The 16,824-nt window shown below is 68.3% G+C and carries 17 protein-coding genes, 1 tRNA gene and 2 pseudogenes; 2 read left to right on the forward strand and 18 right to left on the reverse strand.

Translation table 11 applies throughout. The features are described from left to right. The 4 genes and pseudogenes from RDU12_RS03750 to RDU12_RS03765 all read right to left on the reverse strand — a co-directional run. Window positions 1-477: pseudogene (locus RDU12_RS03750) on the reverse strand (NAD(P)(+) transhydrogenase (Re/Si-specific) subunit alpha); the annotation flags it as partial. A 229-nt stretch (window positions 478-706) separates the two neighbouring features. Beyond that, complete coding sequence (locus RDU12_RS03755; RefSeq protein WP_300290416.1) at window positions 707-961, reverse strand: aa3-type cytochrome c oxidase subunit IV; 255 nt, start codon at window positions 959-961, stop codon at window positions 707-709. A 90-nt stretch (window positions 962-1,051) separates the two neighbouring features. Further along, a complete protein-coding gene (locus tag RDU12_RS03760) occupies window positions 1,052-2,383 on the reverse strand; it encodes a serine hydrolase (RefSeq protein ID WP_308684119.1) in 1,332 nt (443 codons plus the stop codon). A gap of 36 nt (window positions 2,384-2,419) precedes the next feature. Next, window positions 2,420-4,222, reverse strand: a complete 1,803-nt coding sequence (locus RDU12_RS03765) for a M3 family oligoendopeptidase (protein WP_300289707.1) — start codon at window positions 4,220-4,222, stop codon at window positions 2,420-2,422. 99 nt (window positions 4,223-4,321) lie between these two features. On the opposite strand from RDU12_RS03765, the gene RDU12_RS03770 reads away from it, so the two are divergent. After that, complete coding sequence (locus RDU12_RS03770) at window positions 4,322-4,792, forward strand: DUF1203 domain-containing protein (RefSeq protein WP_300289706.1); 471 nt, start codon at window positions 4,322-4,324, stop codon at window positions 4,790-4,792. Window positions 4,793-4,801: 9 nt separating this feature from the next. Here the strand turns inward: RDU12_RS03770 and RDU12_RS03775 are convergent, their stop codons facing one another. The 14 genes and pseudogenes from RDU12_RS03775 to rpsL all read right to left on the reverse strand — a co-directional run bounded on the left by RDU12_RS03775 (window position 4,802) and on the right by rpsL (window position 16,201). Then, window positions 4,802-5,338 carry an NUDIX hydrolase gene (locus tag RDU12_RS03775; protein ID WP_300289705.1) on the reverse strand — a complete coding sequence of 179 codons (537 nt, stop codon included), beginning with the start codon at window positions 5,336-5,338 and terminating at the stop codon, window positions 4,802-4,804. Between the two features lie 149 nt (window positions 5,339-5,487). After that, on the reverse strand, window positions 5,488-5,994 hold the full coding sequence (locus RDU12_RS03780; protein ID WP_300289704.1) for a DUF2059 domain-containing protein: 507 nt from the start codon (window positions 5,992-5,994) through the stop codon (window positions 5,488-5,490). A 112-nt stretch (window positions 5,995-6,106) separates the two neighbouring features. Next, window positions 6,107-6,796: a 50S ribosomal protein L1 gene (rplA, locus tag RDU12_RS03785; protein ID WP_300289702.1), complete on the reverse strand. Its 690-nt coding sequence runs from the start codon at window positions 6,794-6,796 to the stop codon at window positions 6,107-6,109. A 4-nt stretch (window positions 6,797-6,800) separates the two neighbouring features. Continuing rightward, window positions 6,801-7,232 carry a 50S ribosomal protein L11 gene (rplK, locus tag RDU12_RS03790; RefSeq protein ID WP_300289701.1) on the reverse strand — a complete coding sequence of 144 codons (432 nt, stop codon included), beginning with the start codon at window positions 7,230-7,232 and terminating at the stop codon, window positions 6,801-6,803. A gap of 263 nt (window positions 7,233-7,495) precedes the next feature. Further along, window positions 7,496-8,074 (reverse strand): transcription termination/antitermination protein NusG, encoded by a 579-nt coding sequence (gene nusG, locus RDU12_RS03795; RefSeq protein WP_300289700.1) that lies wholly within the window; start codon window positions 8,072-8,074, stop codon window positions 7,496-7,498. Between the two features lie 10 nt (window positions 8,075-8,084). Next, the gene (secE, locus tag RDU12_RS03800; protein ID WP_300289699.1) at window positions 8,085-8,369 is read right to left on the reverse strand and encodes a preprotein translocase subunit SecE; all 285 of its coding nucleotides are present in this window, start codon (window positions 8,367-8,369) and stop codon (window positions 8,085-8,087) included. A gap of 70 nt (window positions 8,370-8,439) precedes the next feature. Continuing rightward, window positions 8,440-8,515 (reverse strand) — tRNA-Trp (locus RDU12_RS03805). 90 nt (window positions 8,516-8,605) lie between these two features. Next, window positions 8,606-9,940, reverse strand: coding sequence for a hemolysin family protein (locus tag RDU12_RS03810; RefSeq protein ID WP_300289698.1), 1,335 nt, complete (start codon window positions 9,938-9,940; stop codon window positions 8,606-8,608). Between the two features lie 94 nt (window positions 9,941-10,034). Next, complete coding sequence (locus RDU12_RS03815; protein ID WP_300289697.1) at window positions 10,035-10,166, reverse strand: hypothetical protein; 132 nt, start codon at window positions 10,164-10,166, stop codon at window positions 10,035-10,037. A gap of 138 nt (window positions 10,167-10,304) precedes the next feature. Then, window positions 10,305-11,630: a mechanosensitive ion channel gene (locus RDU12_RS03820; protein WP_300289696.1), complete on the reverse strand. Its 1,326-nt coding sequence runs from the start codon at window positions 11,628-11,630 to the stop codon at window positions 10,305-10,307. Between the two features lie 165 nt (window positions 11,631-11,795). Next, window positions 11,796-12,986 carry an elongation factor Tu gene (gene tuf, locus RDU12_RS03825; protein WP_300289694.1) on the reverse strand — a complete coding sequence of 397 codons (1,191 nt, stop codon included), beginning with the start codon at window positions 12,984-12,986 and terminating at the stop codon, window positions 11,796-11,798. Between the two features lie 56 nt (window positions 12,987-13,042). Next, complete coding sequence (fusA, locus tag RDU12_RS03830) at window positions 13,043-15,124, reverse strand: elongation factor G (RefSeq protein ID WP_300292213.1); 2,082 nt, start codon at window positions 15,122-15,124, stop codon at window positions 13,043-13,045. A gap of 160 nt (window positions 15,125-15,284) precedes the next feature. Then, window positions 15,285-15,760 (reverse strand): annotated as a pseudogene (rpsG, locus tag RDU12_RS03835) (30S ribosomal protein S7). Between the two features lie 69 nt (window positions 15,761-15,829). Further along, window positions 15,830-16,201 (reverse strand): 30S ribosomal protein S12, encoded by a 372-nt coding sequence (gene rpsL / locus RDU12_RS03840; RefSeq protein WP_300292209.1) that lies wholly within the window; start codon window positions 16,199-16,201, stop codon window positions 15,830-15,832. Window positions 16,202-16,573: 372 nt separating this feature from the next. On the opposite strand from rpsL, the gene RDU12_RS03845 reads away from it, so the two are divergent. Then, a partial coding sequence (locus RDU12_RS03845) for a hypothetical protein (protein WP_308684121.1) occupies window positions 16,574-16,824 on the forward strand: 251 nt, incomplete at its 3' end.

The following is a 16,824-nucleotide window of genomic DNA, read 5'->3' on the forward strand; positions in this document are numbered from 1 at the left end:
CATCGGAAAGCCCTTGCCGAAGGCGTACGCCGCCTCGATCACCGCGCGATAACCGGCCAGATTGGCCTGGGACGACAGGGCGTCCATCACCTGGGCCCGGGAAATCCGCGGCACGAACTCCATGGCGAAGGCGGTGACATTGGCACCGGCCAGCGCCGTCACCGTCTCCTTGTCCCGATACGCATCCAGCAGGGCTGCGACCACCGCGCCGGGCTTCAGCGCGCTGGTCTCCTGCGCCGTCGGCCCGCGCACCTTCAGCAGAATGTCGGCGCCCGACAGCACCGCCTTGATGTCCTTGGCCACGGTCGCGCCGGCGGCCGCGAAGTCCGCATCGGGAATGGAAGAGCCGGTCCCCGTCCCGGCCTCGACCGTCACGGTCGCGCCGAGGGCGATCAGCTTCTTCACCGTTTCCGGAGTGGCGGCGCAGCGCGTCTCGCCATCACGGCGTTCGCGGGTCACGGCGATGGCGACAGCCAAGCGAATCCCTCCGTCATCTCTCGACCAGGGAACGTTAGGCTTATCCGGGAGGGCCCGTCAAAAGGTGACGCAACGGGGTTCAACACTCTCCCGCTCATCCCGGCGAAAGCCGGGACCCAGTCCTGTCCAGCGAGACGCCGGCGCCTCAGGACTGTCTATGTGGCAAGCAGCATCCGCCCATCATCCAAAGCACTGGGTCCCGACTTTCGCCGGGATGAGCGGAGGGTTGCTAGTGCTTCTTCGAGCGCAGGGCCAGGACGCCGACGACCAGCACGACGAAGGCCGCGATCGCGCCGGCGATGAAGCTGCCGCCCGGCTGGAACCACAGCAGCAGGAAGACGATGGCGACGGATGTCGCCAGAGACCCCCATTTGGCCAGGCCCATGAACAGGTCGAACGTCGCCGCCTGTTCGCTGATCTCCTGCGAGCCGCGGACGTAGTCGTCGTGCGCGTGGGCGTCGGAGGCGTTGTGCGGGTCGGCCATGATCGGGTCCGGGAATCTGAAGGGCGTTGGCGTCCTTATAGCGGGGCCGGCCGCGCGCTCAAGCGGGCGGCGACAATTCGCGCCGGCGCCTCAATCGAGCGCCGCCAGCACGTCGCGGGTGAAGGCGATGAAATCGAAGCGCCGGCCCGCGGGGTCCTCGCCGCGGCGGACGATGACCACCCGCCGGCTGGGCACGATGATCACATACTGGCCGCGGTTGCCGTTGGCCGAGATCGTGTCCGGCGGCACGCCCTCGCTGTTGTTCATCAGCCAGAAGGTCGCGCCATAGCCCTGGGCGCCGCGCGGCTGCGGACCGGACGGCCTCGAGACGTAGTCCCGCCAGCCCACGGGCAGCACCCGCACCCCGTCCACCACCCCGTCGTCGACATACAGCTGGCCGAAGCGGGCCAGGTCGCGCGCCGTCGACCACACCTGGCTGGACAGGACATAGTTGCCGCGCCAATCGGTCTCGGCCCAGGTGTCGTGCATGCCCAGCGTCCGGAACAGTTCGGCCGGCGGGTGGGCGCCAAAGGTCTCCGCGATGCTCTGCACCGCCAGCAGGGTGTCGTTGTTGGCGTAGCGATAGCGCGCCCCGGGCGGCGCGATCAGCGGCCAGGTCGTCGCCTGCTCGTCCACGCCGACGCCGCCGAAATAGAGCGCGTCGGTGCGGTTGCCGGCCGTGTCGCTGGTCAGGCCCGAGGCCATGCGCATCAGCTGGTCGAGGGTGATCGCCCCGCGCGGATCGCCCTCGCGGCTCCAGTCGGCGATGGCGGCGGGCGCGTTCACATCGACCTCGCCGCGCTGGACGGCCGCGCCGATGATCGTCCCGGCCAGCGACTTGGCCACCGACCATGTCCGCTGCGGCGTGTCCGGGCCGAAGCCGGGCGCGTACCATTCGCCCACCAGCCGGTCGGCCTGCAGTACGACCACGCCCGTGGTGTTGGCCCCCTCGCCGTAGCCGCCCTCCCGCGCCCGGACCAGCGCGGCCTCGAGGGCGGCCGGGTCGCGGGGGACGCCGATCTCGAAACCGGGCTCCGGTTGAACCGCCTGCCGCGCCGTTTCGGCGACCCCGTCGGACCAGCCCACCGGCATGATCGAACAGCCCCGGCCGGGGTGCCACACAGCCGTGCGGGGCGGCATGGCCTCGTCCCAGGCGACCGAGACGCTGTTCGGCCCCACCTCGGCGGTCATCTCGCGCACCAGCGGGTCCAGTTCGGGATAGATCCCGACCAGTTCGTTGGCCTCGACGCTCCCGACCGTGCGGGATCCGCCGGCGGCCTCGGCGTTCTTCACGGCGCCGCAGACCATCAGGGCCTTGTAGCCGGCCGCCATCGCCCGGGTCGCGGGCGTCGGCTCCGGCGGCGTCTGGGCGGCCGCCGGCAGGGCGAAAGCGACGGCGGCGGCGAGGATCAGGAGGCGCATGCCGGGACGCTCGCCCGGCCACGCCGGCCCGTCAACTCAGACCAGCGCCTCGAACCGGTCGATCAGCCCCTCCAGCCGCTTCGTGCCGATGGTCCAGAAGGTCGGGTCGCGCGGGTTCAGGCCGAACGGCGCCAGGGCCTCGACGTAGCCCTTCGACCCGCCCCCCGCGAGCAGCTCGCGATACAGCGGCGTGAAGCCCTCGGGATCCCTGGCCCGCGTCTCCATCAGCGCCGCCACCAGCAGATCTCCGAAGGCATAGGCGTAGACGTAGAAGGGCGAGTGCACGAAGTGGCTGACATAGCTCCACCAGTGCTCATAGCCGGGGTTCAGCGTCACCGACGGCCCGAGCGACCCGCCCATCTCCTCCAGCCACAGGGCGCTGATCCGCTCGACGGAGACTTCACCCGCCGCCCGCTCGTCGTGGAAGCGGGTCTCGAAGCGGTGGAAGGCGATCTGGCGGATCACCGTGTTCAGCCCGTCCTCGATCCGCCCGGCCAGCAGGCCGCGCTGCTCGGCCTTCGGCGCGGTCTTCAGCAAGCGGTCGAAGGTCAACCCCTCGGCGAAGATCGAGGCGGTCTCGGCCAGGGTCAGCGGCGTGTCGGCCAGCAGACTCCCCTGCCCCGCCGCCAGCGTCTGGTGCACCCCATGGCCCAGCTCATGCGCCAGCGTCAGCACGTCCCGGCGCTCGCCCATCCAGTTCAGGAAGACATAGGGATGCCGGTCCGAGGTCACCGGATGGGCGTAGGCCCCCGACTGTTTCCCAGGCCGCGCCCGGCCGTCGATCCACGGCCTGTCGAAGAAGCCCTGCGCCCGGTCGGCGAACTCGGCGCCGAGGTCCGAGAAGCTTTCCAGCACCAGTTCGCGGCCCTGCGCCCAGTCGTAGCCGCGCGGGGCGGTCGTCTCGATCGGAGCGTTGCGGTCCCACTGGTCCAGCTTCGCCTTGCCCATGGCCTTGGCCTTGAGCGCATAATAGCGGTGCGACAGGCGCGGATAGGCGGCCGCGACCGCCTCGGCCATGGCGTCGACCGCCTCGCCGTCGACCTCATTGGCCAGATGGCGGCTGTCGGCGGGTCGCTTGAAACCGCGCCACCGGCCTTCCAGAGCATGGTCGGCGGCCACGGTGTTGAGCACCAGCGCCATGGTCTGCACCCGCGCCGCCAGCGCCTCGTTCAGGCCCTCGGCCGCCGATTTGCGTTTCGCCGCCTTCGGGTCCGACAGCCGGTTCAGCGCCTCCGACAGGGTCAGTTCGTCCTTGCCGGCCTTGACCTTCATCGCCGCCAGGGTCTCGTCGAACAGGCGCGGCCACTGGGCGCTGATCGGACCGCGCTCGGCCAGGAAGGTCTCCAGTTCGTGCGACAGCTCGTGCGGCTTCATCGCCCGCACCCGCCGCAGCCACGGCCGCCAGCGCGCGGCGGCGGGCGAGGCGGTGAGGGCGGCGTCGATCTCGGCCTCCTCCAGCTGGTTGATCTCGAGTGTGACCCATACGGTCGGGGTGGCGATGACGGTGATCTTCTCGCGCACCGTCGCCTCGAAGCCCTGCGCGCCAGCGTCGTTGCGGTCGGTCGAGGCGGCGAGGAAAGCGTAGGCCCCGAGCCCGCCCAGCAGATCGGACGCCTGTTCGTACCGGCTCACCGCCCGGTCCAGCCGTTCGCCCAGCACGGCCGCGTCCGCCTTCGCCGCCACCAGCCGCCCCTGCAGGGCGTTGAGCTCCCCGACCAGGGCGCGGGCGCGCTCGAGGTCGGCCTCGATGCGCGGGTCCTCGCGCGAGGCGTACAGGTCGGTCAGGTCCCACAGCGGGGCTTCGGTCGGATCGGCGGGGGTCTGGAAGGGTGCGTTCATACCCTCCGTTGTGGGGTCGCGCGCGCTCCGGCGCAACGGCCGAAAGCCGCCAGACGCCCGGCGCGGCGCCTGTCACATCGGCGGCGAAGGAGACCCACGATGAGCTTTCGCATCCACGCCCTGCCCCTGGCGCCGTTTCAGCCCCTGTTCGCCCTCGACGACGATGCGCTGCTGGAGATCGGCGCGCGACGGATGGTCGCCGACGCCCCGCACGCCGCGCCCTGCCGGGTCAGCCTGGCCGATGCGGAGCCCGGCGAGCGGCTGATCCTGCTCAACCACCGCCATCTCGAGGCCGCCGCCAGCCCCTATCGGAGCCAAGGCCCGATCTTCGTGCGCGAAGCCGCCGTCGAGGCGGCGCCGGCGGCCGGTGAGATTCCGGACATGCTGGCGCGGCGCCTGCTGTCCGCCCGCGCCTATGACGCCGACTGGATGATGACCGACGCCGATGTGGTCGAGGGCCGCGATCTGGCCGGACGGCTGGCGGGCTGGTTCGCCGATCCGGCGGTCTCGACCATCCACCTGCACACGGCGCGACGCGGCTGCTTCCTGGCCATGGCCGAAAGGGCCTGACCGGGCGGCTCAGATACCCAGCCACCGCCGCCAAAAGCCCCTCGCTGAAGCGGACGCCGACGCCCCTTTCACGGATTTCTCGCGGGGCGGGGACGACGGCGGGTCGCCTGCAGGAACGAAGTTGGCAATCAGCGTCTGCAGATCAGGCTCTTCGACCATCTGCGCCGCCACGTCGCGCGGCAGCCAGGCGCGCTCCCGTTCCGCCCGCTCCTGCCAATCGGCGTGTTCGATGGTCACCTCAAGTCCGTACAGGTCGACCGTGCACCAGCGCGACGCGCGACGCTTCAGCACCTTCAGATAGCGGAAGCTGCCCAGCGGCCGGTCGCCGACCACGCCCTCGACGCCCGCTTCCTCCAGCGCCTCCAGCGCCGCCGCCTCGGCGTCCGTCTTGCCGGACATGCGGCCGCCCTTGGGGGTCACCCATCGCCGCGTTTCGCGCGAGGTGACGAGCAGGATTTCGACGCCCTCGGTCCCGCGCCGCCACGGCAGGGCCGCGACCTGGCGCCGCTCTGCGGGCTGGGTGCGGGCGAGGGTCTTGGTCGTCAAATCAGGAAGGCTCCGCCGATCCGGAGGCGCAGGCCCCGATGGCGAAGCGCCAGGGAATCCTGCGACACCCGTGTCCGGTCAGTCCCGCGTCTGGCCGGGCGCGTCAACCCGTCTGAACACGGAAGATTTTCGCCGGCGCGGTTTCGCGGTCAGCGGAACGGCTTGGTCGCCGCGTCGCCGAGCGCCTCGCAGTCGAAGCGGATGCAGAACTTCTCCATCAAGGCCGTCATCCGCGGGATCAGCAGCGGCATCATGATTTGCTGGGCTTCATAATTCAGATCGACCTGCTTGCGGACGAGCGACCGGCCGACGGGCGACTCATAGAAGCCGATCGCGGCCTCCAGCTCCGGCACGGTGAAATTATCGGCCACATTGTCGCGCAGCTGGACGATGGTCTCGTCGACCACTTCGGCGAGCATCTCGCCCAGGCTTTCGGTCATCCAGGCGCGCTGGTCGGCGGGCAGGCCGGAACCGCTGTAGCCCTCCTCCATCTGCCGCCGCATCTGTTTCAGCACGTCGCCGCCCTGGGTCAGTTCCAGATAGCGTTCGGCGAGGTTCAGATGATTCTCCCGCGCGGGATCGGGCGCGTCCTGGGCGAAGGCCGGCCCGGTGGAGACCGCCAGCGTGGCGGCGACGATGACGGCGATGAAACGCATGGTTGTCCCCCCTGAAGGTCCCCTACCCTCGCCCCGGCGACGGAGCCACGCAAATGAAAACGGCGGCGGAGATCGCTCTCCGCCGCCGCAGTTCCGATAGTTCGAAGACCGATCAGGCGCCCAGCGAGGCCGGGTCGATCTTGAAGCCGGGGCCCATGGTGGACGACAGGCTGATCCGCTTGACGTAGGTGCCCTTGGCGCCGGCCGGCTTGGCCCGGGTCAGGGCGTCGACGAACGCCTTGACGTTGGCTTCCAGCGCGGCCTGGTCGAACGAGGCCTTGCCGATGCCGGCGTGAACGATGCCCGCCTTTTCGACGCGGAACTCGACGGCGCCGCCCTTGGCGTCCTTGACCGCCTGGCCGACGTTCGGGGTCACGGTGCCGACCTTCGGGTTCGGCATCAGGCCGCGCGGGCCCAGCACCTTACCCAGACGGCCGACCAGGGCCATCATGTCCGGCGAGGCGATGACCCGGTCGAACTCCATGAAGCCGCCGTTGATCTTCTCGTACAGATCCTCGGCGCCGACGTGCTCGGCCCCGGCCGCGCGGGCTTCGTCAGCCTTGGCGTCCTTGGCGAAGACGGCGACGCGGACGTCACGGCCGGTGCCCGAGGGCAGGTTGACCACGCCGCGGACCTGCTGGTCGGCGTGACGCGGGTCGACGCCCAAGTTGACGGCGATCTCGATCGACTCGTCGAACTTGGCCGAGGCGTTGTCCTTGACGGCCTTGATGGCGTCGGCGAACGGCAGATCGACCGTCACGTCGCCGGTGCGGGCCTTGAAGCGCTTGGTTTGCTTGGCCATGTGCTTAGCCCTCCACGACGTTGAGGCCCATGGCGCGAGCCGAGCCTTCGATGATCTTGGTCGCCGCGTCCAGGTCGTTGGCGTTCAGATCCTTCATCTTCTTTTCAGCGATCTCGCGCAGCTGGGTGCGGGAAATCTTGCCGGCCACTTCGCGGCCCGTCATCTTCGAGCCCGAGGTGATCCCGGCGGCCTGCTTGATGTAGTGGGTCGCGGGCGGGGTCTTGGTGACGAAGGTGAAGCTCTTGTCCTGGTAGACGGTGATCACCGTCGGCAGGGGCGTGCCCTTCACTTCCTTCTCGGTGCGGGCGTTGAACTCCTTGACGAAGCCCATGATGTTGACGCCGCGTTGACCCAGAGCAGGGCCGATCGGGGGCGACGGCGTGGCGTTGCCCGCGGGCACCTGCAGCTTGATGTAGCCGAGAATCTTCTTGGCCATTGGTCTCTCCTGACTGTGGCCCTGAACTCAATCAGGACCGGTGAGCCGTGGTCGTGGCATGGCTGCCTCCCACGGATTTATGCGGGCGAACCCGCACCGCCCCTCAGAGCGAGGCGCGCGTGTAGCGGATACGGGGCGAAAAGGCAAACGGCGGCCCGTGAAGGCCGCCGCTGCGAGGATGTACCGTATGTGCCGTTTGTCGACGGTGTCGCGAGAGCGGTGTCGCGGATGTAGCGCCCGAAATGTAGCGGGTCGGAATCGACCTAGGCGGCGCTCTTCTCGACCTGGCTGTACTCCAGATCGACCGGGGTCGGGCGTCCGAAGATGGACACGGCCACGCGCAGGCGGGCGTTGTCCTCGTCGACGCTCTCGACCTGGCCGTCGAAGCTGGCGAACGGACCGTCGATGACCTTGACGGTCTCGCCGATGTCGAAGCGGATGGTGGGCTTCGGACGTTCGACGCCCTCTTCCACGGCCCCGATGATGTTCTGGACCTCACGCTCCGAGACCGGCAGCGGCTTGGTGCCGCCGGCGGCGCCGAGGAAGCCCGTCACCTTCGGGGTGTTCTTGACCAGGTGATAGGCGTCGTCGGTCATCTCCATCTTCACCAGCACATAGCCGGGGAAGAATTTGCGCTCCGAGTTGACCTTGCGGCCGCGGCGGATCTCGACGACGTCCTCGGTCGGCACCAGGATTTCCGAGAAACAGTCTTCGAGCCCCTGCTGGCGCGCCTGGTCGGTCAGGTGCTGCGCCACCTTCTTCTCGAAATTCGAGTAGGCGTGGACGATGTACCACTTGTGGCGCGGATTGGCGGCGGGCTTCGCGGGAACGGCGTCGGTCATGGGCTGTCTCTTACTGGCCGATAGCCAGGATGTTGCGCGAGGCGAAGGCCAGCATGGTGTCCACCAGGAAGAAGAAGGCGGACGCGAGCGCGACCATGATGAAGACCATCACCGAGGTGATCCAGGTCTCCTTGCGGCTCGGCCACACGATCTTGCGACGCTCGGCGTTCACCTGGTTGATGAACTGCGGAACCGAGACCCGCGGCTTCTTCGGCGCGTCAGCCGCGACGGCGGCGCCCGCTATGGCGGGTTGGGCGGTCTGGGGGCGGCGCCCGGGGGTCTTGGCCTTGGCCATCACTGATCCGTCAAAGAATTGTTCCTGTCGCCCCCAGATAGGGGCTCCCATCCGGCGGCGACAGGGGAAATGGCAGGAGTTGGGGGACTCGAACCCACGACCCCCGGTTTTGGAGACCGGTGCTCTACCAGCTGAGCTAAACTCCTAGACGAAAAACCGCCCGCCCCGAAGGACGCACAGGATCGCCAGACCGGGGCGTATGCCCCACGCCGCCCCGGTTTTCAAGGGCGGAACGGTCAACTCTCGTGATGGGCCGCCTGGGCGCTGGCCTCGTCCTCGGGCTTGACCACCTGACGGAACAGCAACTTGTCGATGCGCCGGTCGTCCATGTCGATGACCTCGACCTCGAACCGGCCCAGCTGCAGCACCTCGCCCTCGTCGGGCACGCGCGAGAGCTGGTGCAGCACCAGGCCGGCGACGGTGTGGAAGCCCTCGGCCTCGCCGAAGTCCTCGCCCAGCGCGTCGGCCAGCTCCTCGATGTCCGCCTGGCCGTCGACCAGCCAGCTGCCGTCCTCGCGCTGGCGGATGTAGGCCTCGTCCTCGTCGTGGCTCTCGTCGAAATTGCCGGCGATCATCTCCAGCAGGTCAGTGGCGGTCACCACGCCTTCGAAGGCGCCGTACTCGTCGACCAGGAAGGCCATGTGGACCTTGGACGCCTTCATGATCCCCAGCGCCTTCAGCACCGAGGTCGACTGCGGGATGAAGGCCGGCGTCTGGACCAGACGCTCGATGTTGAACTCGCCGTTGTCCAGCAGGCTGTCCAGCAGGTCCTTCTTGTGGATCACGCCCAGCGGATTATCGACGTCGCTCTCGCGCGCCACCACGATGCGCGAATAGGGGCAGGTGCGCACCTCCTGCCGCAGCTGCTCCTCGCTGTCGTCCAGCGCGATCCAGAACACCTCGTGGCGCGGGGTCATGGCCACCCGGATGGGACGGTCGCCGAGGCGCAGGATCTCCTCGATCATCTCCTGCTCTTCCGGCTCGATCAGACCCGACGCCGTGCCCTCGGCGATCATGGTCTCGACCTCTTCCTGGGTGACGTCCGAACCGTCGCGGTCCTTGACCCCCATGAGCTTCAGAATGGCGGAGGTCGAGGCGGTCAGCACCACAACGAACGGCTTCAGCACCGTGGCCACGGTCGAGATCGGAGCCGCCATCTTGGAGGCGATCGATTCCGGGAAGATCAGCGCCAGCCGCTTGGGCACCAGTTCGCCGACGATCACCGACACATAGGTGATGAAGACGATGACCAGGACGGTCGAAAAGATTTCGGTATAGGCGGCCAGCGCGGGGAAGGCCGCCTCAAGCAGGACGTTCAGCTCCCCGGCTATGGCCGCCTGACCATAGGCGCCGGCGGCGATGCCGATCAGGGTGATGCCGACCTGCACGGCCGACAGGAAATGAGTCGGATCCTCGGCCAGCTTCAGGGCGGCCCGGGCGCCCCGGTCGCCTCTTTCGGCGCGGCTGTGCAGCTTGGATTTGCGGGAGGACACGACCGCGAGTTCGGTCATGGCGAACAGGCCGTTCAGCACTACGAGCAGCAGTACGACGACGATGGCGATGGCTAACATCTAGGGAGAGCGGGACCGGCGCGGCGCGACAGTCGGCGTCCGCCCGACGGATGATAGGGGGGTTTTCCCCCGACCGCCATGAATTCCTTCGCGCCTAGCGGCTGCGGCCGACCTCGGTCGAGCCGTAGGGGCCTGACGCGCCCCCATTGTCCGGTCCCAGGGCGGCGCAGGCCGACATGCCGATCAGGGTGCCGATGAACAGTCCGGTTCGAAGCGCGCGCCGCATGGTTACTGAATCCCTAACGTCCGTGATCCGAACGTAGGCCCCCGAACGGAGTTCCCCGCAAGCCCTGTCTCCCGCCCGGGGAATTGCGAAGGGGCGGCGCCTCGACGCCGCCCCTTGCAGGCGAAATTCCCGCCGCCGTCAGCCTTTGGGCGGCGCCGCCGCCGAACGGGCGGCGGTCTTGCCGGTGACCTTGTCGGCCCAGCGTTGCGCCACCTGGCCGGCCGCCGATCGTCCGCCGAGACCGAAGGCCAGGGCCGCCGCCACCGCCGCCGCGCCCAGCACCAGGCCGAAGGCCAGCAGCACGACGTCGTCGGCGATCCCCATGAAGCGCAGGCCCATGGCCGTGGCCAGGGCGATGGTCGCCCAGCGCACCAGGGTCGAGGCGAAGCGGTCGGCCCCGCCCGTGCCCTTTTCGATCAGCCGCGCCAGCACGTCGGCGATCAGCACGCCGGCGGTGATGATGACGCCGCCCACGATCACGCGCCCGGCCAGGCCGAGAATCTCCTCGACCGTGGCGGCGAGGGTGGCGAACTCCAGCAGCCGGGCGGCCTCGACCGCCGTGAAGGCGACGATGGCCACCATGACCAGCTTGCCGACCACCCGCGAGGGCGTCATCGGCGCGGGCGCCGTCGACTCGCCCAAGGCCGCGGCCATCGCCGGAGTCACATCGCCGGCGTAAGGGGCCGTCGCCGGCCGTTCGGCGGCGGACCGGTCCGAGGCCAGGTTCATCACCCCGCGGACGCTGCGGTCGAAGCCGGTGGCGGGCAGGACGCGTTCGACGACCTGCGCCACCCAGCGGCCGATGAACCAGCCGATGGCCAGGACGATGGCCGCGGCCAGCACCCGCGGGATGGCGTCGAACACCGTCGACAGCACGGCCACGGCGGGCACGGTCAGGGATTCGATGCCCAGCTGCTCCAGCGCCGCGATGGTGATCGGGATCAGCACCAGGACGAACACCAGGGTGCCCACGGCGGTGCTGACGCCGGTCGAGCCGGTCGCCCGCGACAGGCCGGCCTTGTCGAGCCAGCGGTCGGCGTTGGCGGCCTGCAGCGCCGCCTCGGTGACCCGCCGGGCCAGGGTGGCGACGACGAAACCGATGAAGAAGATCAGCGCCGCGCCGAGCACGTTGGGCAGGAACGAGGCCACCTGGGTCAGCAGGGCGTTCAGCGGCGTGACCACCTGGCCGAGGTTCAACACCCCCAGGGCGGCGACCACCCCGAACAGCAGGATCAGCCAGAGGGCCACGTCGCCGAGGCTGTGGCCGATCGAATGTTTCGGGTTTTCGCTCAGATTGGCCTTTGACGCGCCGGGGATGCGATCGACCCCCCGGGCCAGCGCCCATTTGACCGCCTTGCCGATGAACCAGGCCGCCACGAGGATCAGCAACGCGCCCAGCACGCGCGGCGCCCAGACCTCGATCAGCGCCTCCCAACCGATGAATTCGTATCCTGTATCGTACATGCGATCAGCCCAATTCCCGCCGCGACCGTCGCGGCGTCCTCCGGTTGGAAACAGGAGGGGACCGGCAATGTTCCGGCCGGCCTCGCCCGGGCTGCCGGTCCGGACAGCAAAACGGCCCCCGGATCGCTCCGGGGGCCGTTCTGTATTCAGGTCAGACGACCGAGCTTACTCGGTGATCTTCGACACCACGCCGGCGCCGACGGTGCGGCCGCCTTCGCGGATGGCGAAGCGCAGGCCCTGGTCCATGGCGATCGGGGTGATCAGCTCGACGTTCAGCTCGGCGTTGTCGCCGGGCATGATCATCTCGACACCTTCCTTCAGGTGCACGATGCCGGTCACGTCCGTGGTGCGGAAGTAGAACTGCGGGCGGTAGTTGGTGAAGAACGGCGTGTGACGGCCGCCCTCTTCCTTGGTCAGGATGTAGGCCTCGGCCAGGAATTTCGTGTGCGGGGTGATCGAACCCGGCTTGCACAGAACCTGACCGCGCTCGACGTCCTCACGCTTGGTGCCGCGCAGCAGCACGCCGACGTTGTCGCCCGCCTGGCCCTGGTCCAGCAGCTTGCGGAACATCTCCACGCCCGTGCACACCGTCTTCTGGACCGGACGGATGCCGACGATCTCGACTTCCTCGCCGACCTTGACGATGCCCTTCTCGACCCGGCCCGTGACCACGGTGCCGCGGCCCGAGATCGAGAACACGTCCTCGACCGGCATCAGGAACGGCAGGTCCAGCGGACGCGCCGGCTGCGGGATGTATTCGTCGACCGTCTTCATCAGCTTCAGGATCGACTGCTCGCCGATCTCCGGGTTGACCCCGTCGGTCGCCGCCTTGGCCGAACCGGCCGTGATCGGAATGTCGTCGCCCGGGAACTGGTAGCTGGACAGCAGCTCGCGGATCTCCATCTCGACCAGCTCGAGCAGCTCGGCGTCGTCGACCAGGTCGACCTTGTTCATGTACACCACCAGCGCCGGCACCCCGACCTGACGGGCCAGCAGGATGTGCTCGCGCGTCTGCGGCATCGGGCCGTCCGCGGCCGACACCACCAGGATGGCGCCGTCCATCTGCGCCGCGCCCGTGATCATGTTCTTCACATAGTCGGCGTGGCCCGGGCAGTCGACGTGGGCGTAGTGACGGTTCTCCGTCTCGTATTCCACGTGCGCCGTGTTGATCGTGATGCCGCGCGCCTTCTCTTCCGGCGCCGCGTCGATGTCGGCGTAGTTCATCGCCTTGCCGCCGCCGGCCTTGGCCAGAACCATCGTGATCGCCGCCGTCAGCGTCGTCTTGCCGTGGTCCACGTGACCGATCGTGCCGATGTTGCAGTGCGGCTTGTTACGTTCGAACTTTTCCTTGGCCATTCTCTTCTCTCCGTCCCCTGAACAGGGGGCTTTGTCCTAGTGTTTCAGGGGTTTGTTTAAGCGGAATACTTCTTGATCACTTCGTCGGCGACGTGTTGCGGCACCGGCTCGTAGTGGTCGTACTGCATGGTGAAGGCGGCGCGGCCCTGCGACATGCCGCGCAGCGTGTTCACATAGCCGAACATGTTGGCCAGCGGCACGAAGGCGTTCACGACGGTGGCGTTGCCGCGCATGTCCTGACCCTGGATCATGCCGCGACGGCCGTTCAGGTCGCCGATGACCGAGCCCAGATACTCTTCCGGGGTCACGACCTCGACGGCCATGATCGGCTCGAGCAGCTTGGGCGCGCCCTTCTCCTTCAGTTCGCGGAAGGCGGCGCGGGCCGCGATCTCGAACGCCAGCACGCTGGAGTCGACGTCGTGGTACTTGCCGTCGGTCAGGGTCGCCTTGAAGTCGATCAGCGGGAAGCCGGCCAGCAGGCCGCCGTCCTTGATGGACATCAGGCCCTTCTCCACGCCCGGGATGTATTCCTTCGGCACGGCGCCGCCGACGATCGAGCTTTCGAACACGAAGCCCGAGCCGGGCTCGCCCGGTTCGAAGGTGATCATGACGCGGGCGAACTGGCCCGTGCCGCCGGTCTGCTTCTTGTGCGTGTAGTCGATGTCGACCTTGCGGCCGAGCGATTCACGATAGGCCACCTGCGGCGCGCCGATGGTGGCGTCGACCTTGTAGGTGCGACGCAGGATGTCGATCTTGATGTCGAGGTGCAGCTCGCCCATCCCCTTGAGGATGGTCTGGCCCGACTCGTGATCGGTCGAGACGGTGAAGGACGGGTCTTCCGAGGCCAGCTTGGCCAGGGCGACGCCCAGCTTCTCCTGGTCGGCCTTGGTCTTGGGCTCGACCGAGATCTCGATCACCGGCGCCGGGAATTCCATCTTCTCGAGGATGACCGGCGACTTCAGGGGATCGCACAGGGTGTCGCCGGTGCGGGTGTCCTTGAGGCCGGCCAGGGCGACGATGTCGCCGGCGTAGGCTTCCTTGATGTCCTCGCGGTTGTTCGAGTGCATCTGCAGCATGCGGCCGACGCGCTCGCGCTTGTCGCGGCTGGAGTTCAGCAGGTTCTGGCCGGTCTCCATCTTGCCGGAGTACAGGCGGCAGAAGGTCAGGGAGCCGACGAAGGGGTCGTCCATGATCTTAAACGCCAGCACCGACAGGGGCTCGTCGTCCGAGGCGCGGCGCACGACCGGCTCTTCCGTCTTGAAGTCGATGCCCGGGGTCGGCGGGATGTCGAGCGGCGACGGCAGATAGTCGACGACGGCGTCGAGCAGGGTCTGCACGCCCTTGTTCTTGAAGGCCGAGCCGCACAGGATCGGATAGAAGGCGCCGGTCAGCACCGCCTTGCGGATGCATTTCTTCAGCGTCTCGAGCGAGGGCTCCTGGCCGTCGAGGTAGGCCTCCATCGCCTCGTCGTCGAGTTCGACGGCGTTGTCGATCAGGTACTGACGGGCCTCATTGGCCTTGTCGACCAGATCGGCCGGGATCGGGCCGACGGTGTAGTTGGCGCCCAGGGCGTCGTTGTCCCAGACCACCGAGGTCATGGAGACGATGTCGACCAGGCCGCTCAGCGAGCTCTCGACGCCGATCGGGAACTGGATCGGCACGGCCTTGGCGCCGAGACGATCGCGGATCGACTGCACCGAGGCGTCGAAGTCGGCGCCGATCTTGTCCATCTTGTTGACGAAGACGATGCGCGGAACCTTGTACTTGTCGGCCTGGCGCCAGACGGTCTCGGTCTGCGGCTCGACGCCGGCATTGCCGTCCAGAACCGTCACGGCGCCGTCGAGCACGCGCAGCGAACGCTCGACCTCGATGGTGAAGTCGACGTGGCCGGGGGTGTCGATGATGTTGAGGCGCTTCTCTTTCCAGTAGGCGGTCGTCGCGGCCGACGTGATGGTGATGCCGCGCTCCTGCTCCTGGTCCATCCAGTCCATGGTCGCGGCGCCGTCGTGGACTTCGCCGATCTTGTGGGACTTGCCGGTGTAATAGAGAATCCGCTCGGTCGTCGTCGTCTTGCCCGCGTCGATGTGGGCCATGATGCCGAAGTTGCGATAGTCTTCGATTTTATGCGTGCGGGGCATGGGAGCGTGCCTTGCGGTCAATGCGGGCGCCGCGGACGGCGTCTCGGGGGGAATGTCGGATAAGCGGGCGCGGGCGATTTAGCTCAAACCGCCCGCCCCGGATAGTCACGTAAATAGGAACCCGCGGCCTTCACTTGAAGACCGCCGGCTCCCTGAGGGCTTACCAGCGGTAGTGGCTGAAGGCGCGGTTGGCCTCGGCCATCTTGTGGGTGTCTTCGCGCTTCTTGACCGCGGTGCCGCGGTTGTTCGAAGCGTCCAGCAGTTCGGCGGCCAGCTTTTCCGTCATGGTGTTCTCGCCCCGCTTGCGCGCGGCGTTGACCAGCCAGCGGATGGCGAGGGCCTTGCGGCGATCCGGACGGACCTCGACCGGCACCTGGTAGGTGGCGCCGCCGACGCGACGCGAGCGGACTTCGACCGCCGGAGCGACGTTTTCCAGGGCGCGCTGTGGAAGGTCGCGACGGGCTCCTGGTCCTTCTTCTTGTCGGCCAGGATGTCGAAGGCGCCGTAGACGATGTTCTCGGCGACGGCCTTTTTGCCCTCGTACATGACGTAGTTCATGAACTTGGTGACGGTCAGATCCTTGAATTTGGGATCCGGCAGAACTTCGCGCTTCTGTGCGCGGTGACGACGGGACATGGGACGGGCCTTCTAAAGCGGTGTCTGGGGCCCCGGACGAGCCGGGAAAATCGGGTGGGGCGGGCCGGCTTATTTCGGACGCTTGGCGCCGTAGTGCGAACGGCGCTGCTTGCGGTCCTTGACGCCCTGGGTGTCGAGCACGCCGCGCAGGATGTGGTAACGCACGCCGGGCAAGTCCTTGACGCGGCCGCCGCGGATCAGGACCACCGAGTGCTCCTGCAGATTGTGGCCTTCGCCGGGGATGTAGCACACGGCTTCGATGCCGGTGGTCAGACGCACCTTGGCGACCTTACGCAGGGCCGAGTTCGGCTTCTTCGGGGTCGTCGTATAGACGCGGGTGCAGACGCCGCGGCGCTGCGGGCAGCCCTTCAGGGCCGGGACCTTGTTGCGGACCGGCTTGGGGGAGCGCGGCTTGCGGATCAGCTGGTTGATAGTCGGCATCGAGTACTCGTCTCTTCCAATTCGATGGGGGCGTGTGCCTTTCGGCCGGAGCGCCCCGGTGAGCCTTCTTTTCGGACGACGCCGATGCGCCGCCCCGGGTTTGATTTCGAGCAGCGAAGGCGACAAACAGAAAAGCCGGAACGCGCGCTTCGGGCGTTCCGGCGGGCGACAGCCCGGTCGTTCGATTGTCACGATCCCGACGAACGCTGACGCGCCCGCCTCGAAAGTGGGCGGCTTCTACGCCGGGAGGGGGCCGCGGTCAAGGGCGGCGGGTCGCCGCCGTCTGACTGGCGCGGCCGGAGCGGCCCCTGACCAGGCCCCAATATGGCCACGCTGACGCCCTCCACTGCCGGTTGCGGAAACGGAGGGCCGATGCGGGACCTGGGGCTAGTCTGGCCGGCACGGGCCGAACGCTGGCGCACGCCGGCGATCGTGGCCCTGTCGGTGGGGCTGCACGCCCTGGTGCTGGGCCTGATCGGACTCCGGACCATTGGCCTCGACGCCGCGCCGCAACCGATCGAGCGCACCATCTACGTCGAGCTCGAGCCCCGCCCCCTGCTGCCCGGCGAGGTCGCCCGGGTGCGGCCGCCGCCGGACCGCCCGGAGGCGCCGCCGCAGGTCTT

The organism is Brevundimonas sp., assembly GCF_031082345.1.
Lineage (GTDB): Bacteria > Pseudomonadota > Alphaproteobacteria > Caulobacterales > Caulobacteraceae > Brevundimonas.